Annotated in this window: 17 protein-coding genes; 8 read left to right on the forward strand and 9 right to left on the reverse strand. The window is 56.5% G+C overall.

Going from position 1 to position 15953, the window contains the following annotated elements; translation table 11 throughout:
- Positions 1 to 225 precede the first annotated feature (225 nt).
- A complete protein-coding gene (locus KUO20_RS15810; protein WP_235040755.1) occupies positions 226 to 2400 on the forward strand; it encodes a malate synthase G in 2175 nt (724 codons plus the stop codon).
- A gap of 108 nt (positions 2401 to 2508) precedes the next feature.
- Entirely contained in the window at positions 2509 to 2922 is a 414-nt protein-coding gene (locus KUO20_RS15815) for a PaaI family thioesterase (protein WP_235040756.1), read from the forward strand.
- A gap of 5 nt (positions 2923 to 2927) precedes the next feature.
- On the opposite strand, the gene paoC is transcribed toward KUO20_RS15815, so the two are convergent.
- Genes paoC through KUO20_RS15830 form a run of 3 tightly spaced genes read right to left on the reverse strand, consistent with a single transcriptional unit; the run spans position 2928 to position 6632 of the window.
- Positions 2928 to 5114, reverse strand: a complete 2187-nt coding sequence (gene paoC / locus KUO20_RS15820) for an aldehyde oxidoreductase molybdenum-binding subunit PaoC (protein ID WP_235040757.1) — start codon at positions 5112 to 5114, stop codon at positions 2928 to 2930.
- Positions 5115 to 5118: 4 nt separating this feature from the next.
- On the reverse strand, positions 5119 to 6069 hold the full coding sequence (locus KUO20_RS15825) for an FAD binding domain-containing protein (protein ID WP_235040758.1): 951 nt from the start codon (positions 6067 to 6069) through the stop codon (positions 5119 to 5121).
- Complete coding sequence (locus KUO20_RS15830; protein ID WP_235040759.1) at positions 6066 to 6632, reverse strand: 2Fe-2S iron-sulfur cluster-binding protein; 567 nt, start codon at positions 6630 to 6632, stop codon at positions 6066 to 6068. The genes KUO20_RS15825 and KUO20_RS15830 overlap by 4 nt, the downstream gene beginning before the upstream one ends.
- A 184-nt stretch (positions 6633 to 6816) precedes the next feature.
- Between KUO20_RS15830 and KUO20_RS15835 the strand changes: the two genes are divergently transcribed.
- Positions 6817 to 7797, forward strand: coding sequence for an XdhC family protein (locus KUO20_RS15835; protein WP_235040760.1), 981 nt, complete (start codon positions 6817 to 6819; stop codon positions 7795 to 7797).
- Positions 7787 to 8407, forward strand: coding sequence for a nucleotidyltransferase family protein (locus KUO20_RS15840; protein ID WP_235040761.1), 621 nt, complete (start codon positions 7787 to 7789; stop codon positions 8405 to 8407). Before KUO20_RS15835 ends, KUO20_RS15840 begins: the two co-directional genes overlap by 11 nt.
- A gap of 18 nt (positions 8408 to 8425) precedes the next feature.
- Here the strand turns inward: KUO20_RS15840 and KUO20_RS15845 are convergent, their stop codons facing one another.
- Positions 8426 to 8803 (reverse strand): DUF423 domain-containing protein, encoded by a 378-nt coding sequence (locus KUO20_RS15845; protein WP_235040762.1) that lies wholly within the window; start codon positions 8801 to 8803, stop codon positions 8426 to 8428.
- A gap of 124 nt (positions 8804 to 8927) precedes the next feature.
- On the opposite strand from KUO20_RS15845, the gene thiS reads away from it, so the two are divergent.
- The 3 genes from thiS to trmB are packed head-to-tail and all read left to right on the forward strand — an operon-like array spanning position 8928 to position 10776.
- Entirely contained in the window at positions 8928 to 9149 is a 222-nt protein-coding gene (gene thiS / locus KUO20_RS15850; protein ID WP_422823088.1) for a sulfur carrier protein ThiS, read from the forward strand.
- Positions 9150 to 9159: 10 nt separating this feature from the next.
- Positions 9160 to 9969, forward strand: a complete 810-nt coding sequence (locus KUO20_RS15855) for a thiazole synthase (RefSeq protein WP_235040763.1) — start codon at positions 9160 to 9162, stop codon at positions 9967 to 9969.
- A gap of 15 nt (positions 9970 to 9984) precedes the next feature.
- Positions 9985 to 10776: a tRNA (guanosine(46)-N7)-methyltransferase TrmB gene (gene trmB / locus KUO20_RS15860; protein WP_235040764.1), complete on the forward strand. Its 792-nt coding sequence runs from the start codon at positions 9985 to 9987 to the stop codon at positions 10774 to 10776.
- Positions 10777 to 10793: 17 nt separating this feature from the next.
- Here trmB and KUO20_RS15865 read toward each other — a convergent pair whose 3' ends face one another.
- Together KUO20_RS15865 and KUO20_RS15870 are read right to left on the reverse strand one after the other, a co-directional pair.
- Positions 10794 to 11831, reverse strand: coding sequence for a 2-hydroxyacid dehydrogenase (locus tag KUO20_RS15865; protein ID WP_192536003.1), 1038 nt, complete (start codon positions 11829 to 11831; stop codon positions 10794 to 10796).
- Positions 11832 to 12173: 342 nt separating this feature from the next.
- Positions 12174 to 13088, reverse strand: a complete 915-nt coding sequence (locus KUO20_RS15870; protein WP_235040765.1) for an AEC family transporter — start codon at positions 13086 to 13088, stop codon at positions 12174 to 12176.
- Positions 13089 to 13202: 114 nt separating this feature from the next.
- On the opposite strand from KUO20_RS15870, the gene KUO20_RS15875 reads away from it, so the two are divergent.
- Complete coding sequence (locus KUO20_RS15875) at positions 13203 to 13514, forward strand: hypothetical protein (protein ID WP_235040766.1); 312 nt, start codon at positions 13203 to 13205, stop codon at positions 13512 to 13514.
- 67 nt (positions 13515 to 13581) lie between these two features.
- Here KUO20_RS15875 and KUO20_RS15880 read toward each other — a convergent pair whose 3' ends face one another.
- The 3 genes from KUO20_RS15880 to KUO20_RS15890 form a co-directional block, all read right to left on the reverse strand.
- Positions 13582 to 14616, reverse strand: a complete 1035-nt coding sequence (locus KUO20_RS15880; RefSeq protein ID WP_422823154.1) for a poly(3-hydroxybutyrate) depolymerase — start codon at positions 14614 to 14616, stop codon at positions 13582 to 13584.
- A 63-nt stretch (positions 14617 to 14679) separates the two neighbouring features.
- Positions 14680 to 15360 (reverse strand): BamJ family beta-barrel-assembly machinery protein, encoded by a 681-nt coding sequence (locus tag KUO20_RS15885; RefSeq protein ID WP_192536006.1) that lies wholly within the window; start codon positions 15358 to 15360, stop codon positions 14680 to 14682.
- A gap of 131 nt (positions 15361 to 15491) precedes the next feature.
- Complete coding sequence (locus KUO20_RS15890) at positions 15492 to 15935, reverse strand: universal stress protein (protein WP_192536007.1); 444 nt, start codon at positions 15933 to 15935, stop codon at positions 15492 to 15494.
- Between the last annotated feature and the right edge of the window lie 18 nt (positions 15936 to 15953).

Here is a 15953-nt window from a genome sequence, read left to right on the forward strand (position 1 = left end):
TTCTCCATAACGCCATTTTCCGTTGGCCTTAACGCAACTGATGAGCTGCGCGCCTAACGCCTAGTGCTCAGCACCTAGCACCTAGTCATTTGGTCGAGCATTTTACCACTTTAGGGTCTACGCTGTTTACATGCCCAACCAGATATGGAATTATTTTCCATAAATATATTTTACTCTGCTTGTGGCAAACACATTACCCACAAGCACTCTGACAGGAGAAACCCTATGAGCGAGCGTATCACGCGCCACGGTTTACAGGTGGCAGCCGATCTAGATCGTTTTATCAATGAACAGGCGCTACCGGGAACAGGCGTTGATGAAAAGGCCTTTTGGGCCGGTGTCGATGCTCTGTTTCACGATTTGACACCCAAAAACCGTCAATTGCTGGAAGAGCGCGACACGCTGCAGGAAAAACTGGATGTTTGGCATCGGGAAAACCCTGGCCGCGTTAACAATATGCCAGCGTATCGCCGCTTTTTGAAAGAGATCGGCTATTTAGCTAACACTCCAGCCAACGTGGCAGCCACCACGGCTAACGTTGATCGTGAAGTGGCCGTGCAAGCCGGCCCGCAGCTGGTCGTGCCGGTGAGCAATGCGCGCTATGCGCTGAACGCCGCTAACGCGCGCTGGGGCAGCCTTTATGACGCGCTATACGGCACCGACGCTATTTCAGAAGACGATGGCGCTGAAAAAGGCTCTAGCTTCAATCCAAAACGCGGTGCCAAAGTCATTGCCTACGCCCGCGGCGTGCTGGACCGCGCAGCGCCGCTCGCCACTGGCTCGCACCGTGATGCGATCAAATACGTCATTCGTGACGAACACTTGGTTGTCACTCTGGAAGGCGGTCGTGACACCGGCCTGAAAGACTCAGGCAAACTGATTGGTTTTACCGGTGACGCCGCTAAGCCTGACTCCATACTGCTCGCTAATAATGGCCTGCATCTGGAAATCCAGATTGATCCAACCGACTCAATCGGTAAAACCGACCCGGCTGGCGTGAAAGATGTGGTGGTTGAAGCGGCTCTCACCGCCATTATGGACTGCGAAGACTCCATCGCCGCGGTCGATTCAGAAGATAAGGTCGGTGTTTACAGCAACTGGCTGGGCCTGATGAAGGGCGATCTCGAAGAGAATATCGATAAAAGCGGCAAGACCTTTACGCGCAAGCTCAACGCTGACCGCACCTGGCAAACCACCGATGGCGGCAGCGTTACATTGCCTGGCCGTTCGCTGATGTTCGTGCGCAATGTGGGTCATCTGATGACCACTCCAGCGATTTTAGACGAGAGCGGCAACGAGCTACCGGAAGGTATTCTGGATGCCGTAGTCACATCGCTGCTTGCCCTGCACGACCTGAAAAAAGACGACAGCCAGCCGCGTAACTCGCGCACCGGCTCTGTGTATATCGTCAAGCCGAAAATGCACGGCCCGGCGGAAGTGGCCTTCGCTAACGAGCTGTTCGGTCGCGTTGAGGACATTTTGGGTATGGACCGCGATACCCTAAAAATGGGCATCATGGACGAAGAGCGCCGCACCACCGTTAACCTCAAGGCGTGTATTGCTGAAGCGGCTTCTCGCGTAGCGTTTATCAATACCGGCTTCTTGGATCGTACCGGTGATGAAATGCATACCGCGATGGAAGCAGGCCCCATGGTCCGCAAAGGCGACATGAAAAGCGCCAAATGGATCACCGCCTATGAGAAGAGCAACGTGCAAGTCGGCCTTGCCTGCGGCCTGCGTGGCCGCGCGCAAATTGGTAAAGGCATGTGGGCCATGCCTGACCTGATGCACAACATGCTAGAGCAGAAGATCGGCCACCCGAAAGCCGGTGCCAACACCGCCTGGGTTCCCTCGCCAACCGCGGCTGCGCTACACGCGCTGCACTATCATCAGGTCAACGTCACCGACGTCCAGCGCGAGCTGGAAGAGCTGGGCGAGCCCGATTACCTGGATGATCTGCTCACGGTGCCGGTGGCCGAAAACGCCAACTGGTCCGATGAAGAGAAGCAGCAGGAGCTGGACAACAACTGCCAGGGTATTCTGGGTTACGTGGTGCGTTGGGTAGAGCACGGAGTGGGCTGCTCGAAAGTGCCGGATATTCACAACGTGGGCCTGATGGAAGACCGCGCCACGCTGCGTATTTCCAGCCAGCACATTGCCAACTGGCTACACCACGACATTGTTGATGCGGCGCGTGTGGAAGAAACGCTCAAACGTATGGCGAAAGTCGTCGACGAGCAGAACGCAGACGACCCAACCTACACCGCCATGAGCGCTGATTTTGAGGGCTCCACCGCCTTTAAAGCCGCTTCAGACCTGGTCTTCAAAGGTCGCGAGCAGCCTTCTGGCTACACCGAACCGCTACTTCACGCGTGGCGCCAGGTGCATAAAGCCAAGTAAGCGAGCCTAAAAGCTCCTTACCATAGCCTCGAGGCTCGCACCTCGGGGCTTTTTTATTTATGCTTTTTAACGTTTACGTTAACAACAAAAAATACCGAGGAAGCACTAATGACCGTGATGAACGCCGAGCAGATTGAGCGCTTTCTGGATGAAGTCTTTCCCCAGCGAATGGGCAGAATTGAGAGCGTTGGCGAGATGCGTGCCACCATGCGCCTAACGATTGGCCACGAGCACCTGCGACCCGGCCCGCGCGTTTCCGGCCCCACCATGATGGGCTTTGCGGACGTCGCACTGTATGTCGCTATCCTGGCGCAGATTGGCCCGGAACCCATGGCCGTGACCAGCGATTTCAACTGCCACTTCCTGCGCGCGGCCTCGGGTGATCACGACATTATCGCTCATGCCAAATTGATTAAACTCGGCCGCCGCTTAGGCGTGGGTGAGGTGCAAATATACTCAGCCAGCGATGACATACGCCCTGTCGCGCATGTCACCGCCAGCTATGCGCTGCCCGCCGCCTGATTGCGCTAGCGTACCTCAGGGAGCCGGTCGATCATTCGGTCAAGCGTCATCGGATACTCACGTAGCCGAACGCCGGTCGCATTATAGATCGCGTTGGCAACGGCGGCCGCCACGCCGCAAATACCCAGTTCACCAACCCCCTTTGCTTTGAGAGGCGTTGAGGCCGCATCCGCCGTGTCCAGAAAAATAATCTCCTGCTGAGGAATGTCGGCATGCACCGCCACCTCGTAACTGGCGAGATCGTGATTGACGAAGAAGCCGCGCTCAAGGTCAGCGGTAAGCCCCTCCATCAAGGCAGCACCGACGCCCATTGTCATACCGCCAAGCACTTGGCTACGCGCCGTTATCGGGTTGAGAATACGCCCCGCATCGCACGCCGCCAGCATGCGCCGAACACGGGTTTCGCCGGTATGCGCATGCACGGCCACTTCAACAAAGTGCGCTGCAAAGGTGCCCATTTGCATGCTGTCTTTAAAATCACCAAAGTGCATCGTATCTTCGGCGACCAGCTCTTCGCCGTCGAGAATATCGGCAAGTGCGAGATCGGTTGCCCCGGCCACCACGCGGTGGTTTTCAAAGCGCGGCGTGTCGATATTTAACCGCTTGGCAATCAGCGCTTGAAGCGCTAAACAAGCGGCATATACGCCGGCGGTGGCGCTAGCGGCACCGAACTGGCCGCCCGAACCGGAGGAGACAGGATAGGCGCTGTTGCCCAGCCTGACCTCGACGTCGGCTAGCTCAAGCCCCATTGTTTCGGCGGCGGTCTGGGCAATAATGGTGTAAGAGCCGGTACCGATATCGGTCATATCCGTCTCAACGATCAACCGCCCGCCCTGCAGGCGAACGCGCGCGCCGGAGTTCAGCGTAAGCGATCCGCGATAAGCGCCGGCCATGCCATGGCCGATCAACCACTGCCCTTCTCGCATTGCCCCCGGCGTGCGGTTACGCGCCTCCCAGCCGAAGGCGTCGGCGCCTTGGCGTAAGCATTCAACAAAGTGGCGTTCGCTAAACGGCTTGGAGGCATCCTCGGGGTCCACCTGCGTATCATTGAGAATCCTAAACTCAACGGGATCCATACCCAGCTTTTCCGCCATTTCATCCATGGCTATTTCTAACGCGGCAAGCCCCGACGCCTCGCCTGGCGCACGCATATCCGCTGACTCGGGAAGATTCATGTCGATGGCCTGGTGGGACACGCGACGATTCTCTGCGGCATAAAGTGTACGGGTCTGATTGACCGGATTTTCACCGCTGCCGCCGGGCAGCGTATGCGACACCGCCGAATGATCGAAGGCGGTTATCTTGCCCTCAGCATTGGCGGCAATGCGCAGGCGCTGAATAGTACCGGAACGGTGGGTCGTATTGTTAAACACCATGGGGCGCGGCAAAGCCAGCTTAACCGGATGCCCGCAAGCACGTGAGCCAAGCGCTGCCAGCACCGCATCGGCACGCAGCCAAAGCTTGCCGCCAAAGCCGCCGCCAACGTAGGGGCTTTCTAAACGGATAGTGTCTGGCTCGATATTAAACGTGGTGGCCAGGGCCTTATGCGTCCAGGCAATCATTTGATTCGAGGTCCACACCGTCATCTGCTGGCCATCTGACCAGTCGACGATTGAAGCGTGCGGCTCCATCATGGCGTGGCTTTGGGAAGCGGTGCGATAAATCTCATCAATGGTGACAGAGGCGGCCTCAAACGCGGCGTCCACGTCGCCCACATCGGCTAGCGGCTCGCCGGTGCCCTGCAGGCGCTCCCAAGCTGCCTCAAGGTCGAAGACCCCCGACGCCTCCTCATAACTCACGTCGATTAGCGCCGCTGCGCTGCGCGCCTGCTCAAGGGTGTCGGCCACCACCACCGCAATCGCCTGATGGTAATGCTCGATAACGTCGCCCCCAAACAGCCGTGCGTCGTTACTCTTTGCCCGGCCCAACGGCTCAATCTCTAGCGTTGTCACCACGCTGACGACGCCCGGCGCGCCACGCGCAGCCGACGCATCCATGTGGGTAACTCGCCCATTGGCAATGGTGGCGCACAATGGGTAGCCGACCTTTTGATTCGCCACCACGTCATGACGCTCGTAGGCGTAAGGTGCACGGCCCGTGACTTTTAGGATGCCGTCAATCCGCGCATGAGGCTTGCCGATAATACGGGCGTGATCAAACAGGTTGTCTTCGGTGGGTTGATTGAAATCCATGGGGTCACTCCTGAGCCAGCAGCGCGGCAAGCGTTCGCTCTGCCAGGGTAAGCTTGAAGGCGTTCTCTTGCGTGGGGCGGGCGCCGCTGAGCAAGCGGTCCATTAGCGCAGTTGCCCCCTTCGGCAACGCCGCATCAGCTTCCTCGCGCCGCCACGGCTTGGGGGCAACGCCGCCCAGCGCCACACGCCCGCTGCCGTCAGAGGTCTTAATCAGCGCAACGGATACCAGTGCAAAAGCGTAAGAGGCGCGGTCGCGCACTTTATAATAGGCGTGACGCCCTTCGACAGGCGCAGGCAGAACCACGGCGGTAATCATTTCGCCTGGTTCCAGCGCATTTTCCACCTCGGGTGTGTCGCCAGGCAGGCGGTAAAACTCATCAAGCGTGAGGCGCCGACTTTCGCCGCTGGGCATGATGGTCTCTATGTCAGCGTCCAATACCCTGAGCGCAACGGCCATGTCCGAAGGGTGGGTGGCGATGCACCGATCAGACGTGCCGATAATTCCCAGTTGGCGCGACGTCGCGCCATCACCCAGTGCCGCACAGCCCGCGCCAGGCGCACGCTTATTGCAAGGCATCGCCGTGTCATAAAAGTAGGGGCAGCGGGTGCGCTGTAAAAGGTTGCCGCCCGTAGTGGCTTTATTACGCAGCTGGCCCGAGGCCCCCGACACCAGCGCCCGGCTTAATACGCCATAATCTCGGCGAATGCGTGGGTCGGCCGCAAGCCCGCTATTGCGTACCATTGCCCCCACGCGCAAACCGCCGCCGCTGGTGGGCGTAATATCACTGAGCCCGGTTCCCGTCACATCGATCAAGTGCTGCGGGATTTCAATCTCGTGCTTCATCAAATCAAGTAGATTGGTGCCTCCGGCGATGAATTTAGCGCCGGGCACCTCGGCAGCCCGCGCAGCCGCTTGGGCCGGGTCGCTCACTCGTTCATAAGAGAAGGCTCTCATGCGCGCTCCTTAGCTACCTGAGTAATCGCTTTTAAAATATTGGAGTAAGCACCGCAGCGGCACAGATTGCCCGACATGCGCTCACGAATTTCGGCATCGGTGATGTCGATCGGTGCGGTTAAATCGTCGGTTACATGGCTGGGAAAGCCTGCCTGCATTTCTTCCAGCACTGCGCTGGCCGAACAGATTTGTCCCGGGGTGCAGTAACCGCACTGAAACGCATCATGATCGATAAACGCTTGCTGCATGGGGTCGAGCTGGTCGGCTGCTGCTCGCCCCTCGATGGTCAAAATATCATCACCGTCGTGCATAACGGCCAGCGTCAGGCAGGCGTTAATCCGCTCGCCATTAACCGACACCGTGCAGGCGCCGCACTGCCCATGGTCGCAGCCCTTTTTTGTGCCCGTCAGCTTTAAACGCTCACGCAATGCATCTAGCAATGTCGTGCGGTTATCCAGCTCAACGTCGTGTCTTGCTCCATTGACCACGAAAGAGACGCTTGAGCTCTCAGCGCCACTGCGTAAGGTGTCGTCACGCCTTTGAACGCTACTAGGTGGGTTCATAAATGATGCCTTCCTTGCTCACTGCGGTCGTTTAATGAATGACATAACCGCTTTAGCATAGCCATAATTGTTGTAAGCAACCTGTCTCCTGAGCCTAAATTGCTTAAAAAAACATGTCGTGAGATGACGGCCCACGCCAACACGGGCAATGGAAGCCGTTTGCTAACAAGGGGATGCGTTTGAAATGCAACATTTAGATCGACAGGTGATCGAGCAAGCCATCGCGTGGGCACAGCAAAGTGAAACGCTTTGGCTGTGCACCGTACTGGCAACGTTTGGCTCATCGCCACGCGCCCCCGGGTCATGGATGGTGGTCAGCCAAACGGGACAGTTTATCGGCTCACTATCAGGGGGCTGCGTAGAAGAGGACTTTATACAGCGCCTGGGCGCGGGTGAGTTTGATCAGCCGATCACCGTCATGCGCTATGGCGACCCTAACGACGCGCAAGGCGCTCACCTCTCGCTGCCCTGCGGGGGCATTCTAGACGTGTTGATCGAACGTCTACCCGCCGAACCCGAGACACTTGAACACCTAACGACCTTGCTGGCCGCCCTGCAAGGCCACCGCCGCGTGCTACGTAACGTGCATTTATCCAGCGGGGAGCGTTACTTTACCGATGAGCCCGGCCTAGGCCCGCGGGTAATACACGATGCTGAATCAGGCATTGTTCAGATGCGCCTCGCCCCCGCCAGAAGGCTCATTATTGCCGGCATTTCACCGATTTCAGCCCCGTGCGCCGCCTTCGCTGTCACCCTGGGGTTTGAGGTCATTGTCTGTGACCCCGATGAGGCAGCCTGCGAGGACTTTTCAGTACCCGGCGTAGCGGTTAAAGCGTTACTGCCTTCCGTTTATATCGCTGCCGGTGCTTGCCATAGCGCCACCGCAGTTGTAGCGCTCACCCACGACCCGCGCATTGATGATTTGGCCATGATAGAAGCGGTGCGCACGCCGGCTTTTTATATTGGTGTGATGGGCTCAAGACGCACGTCGGCTGCCCGCGCCGAGCGGCTGCTGCGCTCCGGCGGGCTAAGCGAAAAAGAAGTCAACCGACTGCATATGCCGATTGGCTTAGCCCTAGGCAGCAAAACTCCGGCGGAAATCGCTCTCGCCGTCATGGCAGACATTGTGCGAGTGCAGCACGGGCGCGCCATTAATGAGCTCTAACCACGTTGTCGCCTTAGTGATGGCCGCCGGCTACTCCCGGCGCTTTGGCCAGCACGACAAGCGCAGCGCAATGCTAGCCAGTGGGCAGTCGCTGCTAGCAACGTCTGTCACCCATGCTGAGCATGCGTTTGCGCTGCTACGCGTGGCAATTCGTGCAAACGACACGCCAAGCTTACTCGGCCTGGCCGACACCATGGCGCTAATTCAGCTCCATACAGCGCACTTGGGGCTGGGATCAAGCCTCGCCGAAGCGGTGACAGCGCTGAGTCATGACCCGCGTCTGGATCACGTTCAGGCGGTCGCAATTTTATTGGGCGACATGCCCTGCATTGAACGCAAGACGCTGCTGGCGCTTCAGCGGTTAGCCACCCGCGACACCATCCTGCGACCCTGCTATGAAGGGCGGCCAGGCCATCCGGTGATTTTTGGACGAGAATTCTGGCCAGCGCTTGAAACGTTAAGTGGCAATAGTGGCGCCCAGCCGGTTATTCGTCGCCATTTATCCCAGTATCGAGAATATGACGTGCAGGACGACGGCACGCTTATCGATATCGACGCGCCAGCAGACATCGCGCGTGTCGATAGCAGGCGCACAGAACAAGCCCCATAAAAAAGCGCTACGGGCGGCTTACGAGGCTTTCACGACCGTAATTGCCAGCATTACCCAGCCTAACATCAGCAGCAGGCCACCTATCGGCGTGACAATGCCGACGCTAAGCCCCGCCAGCGCCATTACGTAGAGTGACCCCGAAAAGCCAACAACACCCAGCGCCCAGCAGGCTAACACCCAGCGCTGCACACTTAACGGCTGTACCCGCTTCCATATCAGCACTATCATCATGGCAAGCGTGTGCCATGCTTGATAACGTACGCCGGTTTCAACAGCGCTGACCATTGCTTCGGTCGTCCGTGCCTGCATGCCATGCGCTGCATAGGCACCCAGCATCACCATTAATACGCCCGAGAGCGCCACGACACACCACCACACTTTATCTGTTCGCTGCACGTTGCTCTATTGCCTCCCGTTTGATTGCGCCCTACGCGCTGATTGCACTCATGGCGTACCTTGAACGGCTCGAAACCGCTACAATAGGCAACGCATTGCCACGACGAATGAGACACTCCTATTCATGTCTACACAAGCTATGCCCATACAAATAGAGCTAAACGGTGAGCCACATACGCTGGCGGCTGGCCTTACCGCCGCCGACCTAGTTGAACAGCTAGGCCTTAGCGGTCGTCGTATCGCCGTTGAAATTAACCAAGAGATTGTCCCCCGCAGCCAGCACGCCAATACCTGCCTGGCCGATGGTGACCACGTGGAAGTCGTGCATGCCATTGGCGGCGGCTAAAGGAAATACTATGACGCAACCTACCTCTGCACCGCTAGCCGATGCCCCGCTAACCATTGCCGGGCGCGATTTTCACTCGCGCCTGCTGGTTGGCACCGGCAAGTACAAAAATTTTACAGAAACCGGCGCCGCCATTGCCCAGAGCGGCGCTGAAATCGTCACGTTTGCCGTCCGCCGTACTAACTTAGGCCAGGATGCCGGTGCGCCCAATCTGTTGGACGTTATCTCGCCCCAGCGCTACACCCTGCTACCTAACACCGCTGGCTGCTATACCGCTAAAGACGCGGTGCGCACTTGCCGCTTAGCCCGCGAGCTGCTTGATGGCCATAACCTGGTCAAGCTGGAAGTACTCGGTGACGAAACCACGCTTTATCCCAACGTGGTAGAAACGCTAAAAGCAGCCGAAACACTGCTTGCCGACGGTTTTGATGTGATGGTGTACACCAGCGACGACCCTATTGTGGCTCTCGAATTAGAAGCGATGGGTTGCTGCGCCATCATGCCGCTGGGCTCGCTGATTGGCTCTGGCCACGGCATTCAGAACCCGCACAACGTACGCCTCATTGTTGAGCGCAGCAGCGTGCCGGTGCTGGTGGATGCAGGTATTGGCACTGCGTCAGACGCGGCCATGGCCATGGAGCTAGGCTGCGACGGCGTGTTGCTGAATACGGCCATTGCTCACGCCCGCGAGCCGCTACGCATGGCCAACGCCATGAAGCTGGCCGTTGAGGCCGGACGCGATGCATTTTTATCCGGCCGCATGCCACGTCGGCAATCCGCCGACCCTTCCTCACCTTTCGCAGGCCGTATTAACGGTTAATTGATTCGAGACCCCATGACTGAATCTAGCTCTGAAAACAGCTCTGAACACAGCCCTGAAAATAGCGATTCTCAAGACAGCTCCCTTGAGAACAACACCGGCCCAGAAAGCCAAGATGCTCCGTTGCACCGCCGCGGCATTAAAAGCTATGTGATTCGCGCGGGCCGAATGACCCCGGCACAGAACCGCGGATTAGACGATGTATGGCCGCGCTTTGGCTTGACCATCGCGCAAGGCCGTCAAGACCTAGACGCACTCTTTGGACGCCAGGCGCCACGCGTAGTGGAAATCGGCTTTGGCATGGGTAACTCGCTTATCGAACAGGCCCAGACTCACCCAGAGACGGACTTTATTGGCATAGAAGTCCATGCCCCCGGCGTTGGCAAACTGCTCGATGAAGTCGACAAACGCGGGCTTACTAACCTGCGCGTTTATCGGGAAGACGCTCTAGCAGTGCTTGAGCAGTGCCTTCCCGAAGGTTCGCTGACCACGCTGCAGCTGTTCTTCCCCGACCCATGGCCGAAGAAAAAACACCATAAGCGACGCATCGTGCAACCAGCGTTCGTCGAGCTAATTCGTACGCGCCTGATGCCCGGCGGCACCTTTCACTTAGCAACTGACTGGGAAGCCTACGCCGAGTGGATGGCCGAGGTGATGGAAGTAGCCCCCGGCTATGCCAACACGGCCACCCAGGAAACGGCCCCCTATGTACCCCGCCCCACGTTTCGTCCGCTGACTAAGTTTGAAGCACGCGGCGAAAAGCTCGGCCACGGCGTATGGGATTTGATTTACCAGCGTCAAGATTAAGCTATTTTTAGTGCTGCCTATTCAAACGCAGTGCGCGCGCCGTCAGCATCTTGGGGGGCGCATTTAGCGTTCAACACCTGATGCATCGCCCCTTCACCACTTTCAAAGGCGTCGATATTGGCTAGGGTGGTCTCAGCAATATTCGTTAAGGCCTCTGTGGTGAAGAAGGCCTGATGGCCGGTGATCAGCACATTGTGAAAGGTTGTCAGACGCATAAACTGATCATCGCTAATCACTTGTTCGGATAAGTCTTCAAAGAATAGCTGCTCCTCCTCTTCATAGACATCCAAGCCAAGGCGGCCGATTTTGCCGCTTTTCAGGCCGGCGATGACGGCCTGGGTATCAACCACGCGACCGCGACCCGTGTTTAGAATCATGACCCCAGCTTTCATTTGCGCGATGGCATCGCTATTAATCAAATGATGAGTGTCAGGCGTTAGAGGGCAGTGCAGGGAAATAATATCGGCTTTAGAGAACAGTGTTGGTAGCGGCACGTACTTTATAAATGGTTTTGCATCCGAGTTGGGAAAAGGGTCATAAGCCAACATCTGGCAGCCAAAGCCATGCATGATATCGGCAAAAATCAGCCCGATTTGTCCCGTGCCAACAACGCCGACCGTTTTGCCATTGAGATCAAAACCCAGCAGGCCATCCAGAGAAAAATTTCCCTCACGCACGCGGTTATAGGCGCGATAGGTCATTCGATTCAGGCTGAGCAGAAGCGCCACAGCATGCTCAGCGACCGCATGCGGCGAATAGGCGGGAACGCGTACAATCGTCATGCCTAATCTAGCAGCTGCCGCTAGATCCACATGATTAAAACCAGCTGAGCGCAACGCTACCAGCCTTGAACCGCTTTTATAGAGCATTTCTAATACCGCGGCATCAAGGCAATCGTTGACGAAGGCGCATACTCCGTCAAAACCCTTAGCCATAAACGCCGTGTCAGCCGTGAGGCGCGTATCGAAAAAGCTCAATGTATGCTTGCCAGCCGTATTGGCGCGGGTCAGAAATATCCGGTCATAGGGTTTAGAACTAAAAACGGCAATGCGCATGACCCAGTGCTCCCACAAAAAATCTATTCACAAATGCATTAAGAAATAAGCGGTGATAACGACAGCATAGGCGACGAGCACAAAACGAGTAACGCTAATTTGCGCAGAGCATTAGCAAGGAGAGGTTATTAGCGAGAGGTAGAAAAAAGAAAGCCACTCCAAAGGAGTGGCAAAAGACCGTGACTAGCAATGAGAGGGAGAAACCATGACAGTCAACTGACGCTGATCTTTGCGAAGTATCTGTCTTGGTCGTGGCGTCTCATCAAACGCCACAAACACACTGTAATCATTCTCATTCAAGCCGTCAATACAAATACGAATATTTTTTATTTAGTTTCTTAATTAGCTTACCAGCTTCAGCCATAGCGGCAGTGTGAGCATTGCTAATAATGTTTGCCCCGTGATGATGGCCGCCATCAGCTCGGCATCGCCTCCCAGCTGACGCGCTAGAATATATGCGGACGTGGCGGTCGGCAGCGCTGCAAACAGTAGCGCCACGTCCCGGCTGACAGGGTCTAGCTGTAATATCCAGGTTAATATCAGCACGAATGCCGGCATTAATAACAGCTTAACGCTGTTAGTGGCCAGCACGCCACGGTCAATACGTAGCAGCGCCGCTGGGCGTAGTGCAACGCCTACGGCTACCAGCCCAAGCGGCAAAGCCGCGCGGCCTAGCAAGCCAACTGTCGCATGACTCCAGCCGGGTAAACCGATGTCCGAGACATTCAGACCAATACCCACGAGACAAGCCAAAATCAACGGGTTTTTAACCAGCGCCATAACGCTTTTACCCAGGCTTGCACTGCCCAAGGTTCCTGCGCCGACAAAGCTTGCGACACACATGACGTTGACCACCGGCACCATCAGGGCAACAGCGACCGCAGCGGTGGTCGCTCCTAAGCTGCCGTGTAGCGCGGCGGCACCGGCAACGCCAACATAGGTATTAAACCGTACGGCGCCTTGGAACACAGAGGTAAACGCAGCGGGTGCGAGCCGTAACCAGCCACGCAAGCGCCATAGCAGCAGCCCAAAAAAAGCCATCGCGCCCAGTAACACTAGCGCTAAACGGCCGACCGGCACCTGGGTCACATCGGCGGTGGCCAAGGTACCTACCAGCATCGCAGGGAAAAGTACAAAGTAAATCAGCCGCTCCATTTGCGGCCAAAAAGTATCGCTTGGCCACCGCCAGTAACCAAGCACAGTCCCCAGTAAAATCAATAAAAAAAGTGGACCTAAAGCGCCGGTGATGCTCTCCATTTGTGTTCCTTATGCCTGCGACATTCAAGCACAGCGATATCGACTTGATGACTGTTACCATGGCCATCATTCCCGCCTGACGCCTTGCGTAGCGATTATTCTGCCATGAAGATGATGTCCAAAGCTGCAACTTGCACGCTGCGCATTGAAGCGAGCGGGCGCATTGATGCATTAGCGATATTAACACTGGAAGTGGCAGTAGAGGGTGTCGAAGCCACGCAGGTGGACGTTGACGTTTTTGGCCGAGACATGGATGTGGGCTTACATCGTTTTGGCCTTACCGCCACTTCGCCGGGCCACTTTCAAGGCCCAGGCCAGGTAGGCATATGCACTCAGGCAGTTATGCCTTGGCGAGCGCGAGTCATACTAAAAACGGCCGACGGCAATGTCGGCAGCTGGTTTGATTTTGATGTCATTCGGAGTTAATGAAAATGGCCAGTAAACCGCTATGGCTTGAAGTAGGTGTTGCCGCATTAGAAACTGAGCTAGAGGATTAATCGATTGGCTCTGGCGCTGTCTGAAGGCGATCGAGCATTGCCATCAATGCGCTAATTTGAACCCCTTCGCGGGTATCGTATTGAGGGCTTACCTGCCAGGTGCTTTCAGCAAATCCCCACCAGTCCCAGCAACCCTGGGGATTGGTCATGCTGCTTTCTGCCTGAGGATAAAGCACGATTTGTTGATGCGCTGCAGCCCAGTCATTTAACCCAGAATAGCGGATGAACGTATCACCAATCGCCGCTTCATTCATTTGGCAGCCGTGAATTGCCAGCGTTACCGGGCAGCCGCCCGCCTCGCAGTCTTGCGGTATAAACACGTAGCCCGTGTCAGCCAACCCTTTTGCCGCAAATTCCGCTTGATCAAAGGCGATTAGCGCCCCGCTCTCTTCTCCACTGGAGCTAGCGTCATCTGAGACGTCGCGCTCGGGATAGAGCCAATCCAGCATTTCGCCAGCAATGTCTTCATCGCAGGATAATACATAGCTACCGCCGCCTTGATGGCAGTCGCCCCACTCATGCGGATCAGAAGCGGCGTTACTGGGCAAACGCACCGGCCAACCATGCCCAATATTTTCGCTACGCACAACGCGCAGCTGGTCGGGCGAAGCAAGCCAGCCCTGCCATTGCTCGGCTAATAAATCACCGAGTTCAGGCTCAACCACTTCATCATCTTCACCGTGCCACAGATAAGCCCGGAGCTGACTAAGGGCATCTGTTTTACCCACAAGATCACGTGCTAGGTAACGCTGATGGCGGGTTTGTAAGTCGTCCAATGACGGCGCGCCGTTGCGAGTCGTCAGGCACTGATTCAACGCCAGCCTGAGCGAGCCTTGGGCACAGCTCCAAGGGCCTGCCGCCAGTACACCCAAGCCGCTAAAACGCTCGGGCCATGCCACTGCCAGCTGGGTAGCCATGTAGCCGCCCGACGATAGGCCCACTACGCTTGCGTCATCAGAAGCGGCGCCCAACGCAGGCAGCGCATTGTGCTCGCTGGCGGCCTCGACTTGAGCAATCAGCGGCACACACATGCTTACGCAAAGCAGCGTGAAAGCAAGAGGATGCACCGCTAAAGCCGAGGCTGGCAGCATCGCTTATTCGACGCCTAGCAGTTCAACGCGGAAGGTAAGCATCTCATTGGGTCCAATCGGGCCCTGGCCGTTTTCGCCGTAGGCAAGCTCAGCCGGGATATACAGCATCCAGCTATCGCCCACGCTCATCAGCTGCAGCGCTTCCTGCCAACCTTCAATCACTTGATTGGTCTGAAAGCTTACCGCCTCGCCACGTTCAAATGAGCTATCAAAGACCGTGCCATCCAACAGCATACCTTCGTAGTTCACTTCAACAGTGTCTTCAGCACCTGGGGTCGCGCCGTCACCAGATTCAAGCACTTCATACTGAAGGCCAGAATCTGTCACCGTGACTTCTTCACGCTCAGCGTTCTCGGCTAGAAAGGCTTCGCCTTCATCGAGATTCATCTGCGCCATTTCTTCGGCTTCAGCTTCACGTGCCTGCATCGACTGCTCTTGGAAAGCCATTAACGCTTCGGTCATCTCTTCTTCCGTCAGCGCGAGCTCAGCATCTTCAAAAACATCGCGCATGCCGTCGTTAAAGGCATCCAAATCAAGGTCTTCAATATCCGCCTGCATGCTTTCACCCAGGGTAACACCCAGGCTATAAGCCAAACGCTGTTCGTCGGTTTCTGGCGCTGCTGCTGCAAAAGGGGCGACCAAAAGCAGCCCCGTAAGAGCCGTTGTAGAAAGCAGTAGTTTCATGAAAGATCCTTTTAAAGCGGCGCCGAACGCCTATCAGTGTCACCCAAAGACTAACACCCACCGCTCGTCAAATGCATCTGCCGAGCGGTGGGTGTTTAATAAGACCACAAAATACTAAAGAGGTTTAGCGATTAAACCACCAGCGTTGGACAATCCGCCGCGCCCGCTACACGCTGGGAGACGCTGCCAAGTAACGGATTTTTTTCGCCATTGGTGCCCTGTGCACCAATGACAATAAGGTCACATTCACGCTTATGGGCAAAACGCACGATGATCCGCGAAGGGCGACCGCCCTTTACAAAAGCCCGCACGCGGGAAGCATCAGCGCCAAGCTCAACAGCATGGGATTTCGCATGGACGGCAATTTCCGTGGCGTACTCTTTTAACGCATCGTCGGGAAGATCCAGCTGGCTGGGCCGCACCATAGAAAGTGAGGCTTCCAACAGGCTGTGGTGCTTAAAAACGCACAGTAAATAAAGCTCAGCACCGGTCAGCAAATGCAGCCCCACCGCTTTTTCCAACGCTTTGATAGCACCTTTTGAGCCATCCACCGGGACTAAAATGCGATTAAACATTCGTGTACTCCTCGTGGC

Origin of the sequence: Vreelandella profundi (genome assembly GCF_019722725.1) — a bacterium.
In the GTDB taxonomy this organism is placed as follows: Bacteria; Pseudomonadota; Gammaproteobacteria; order Pseudomonadales; family Halomonadaceae; genus Vreelandella; species Vreelandella profundi.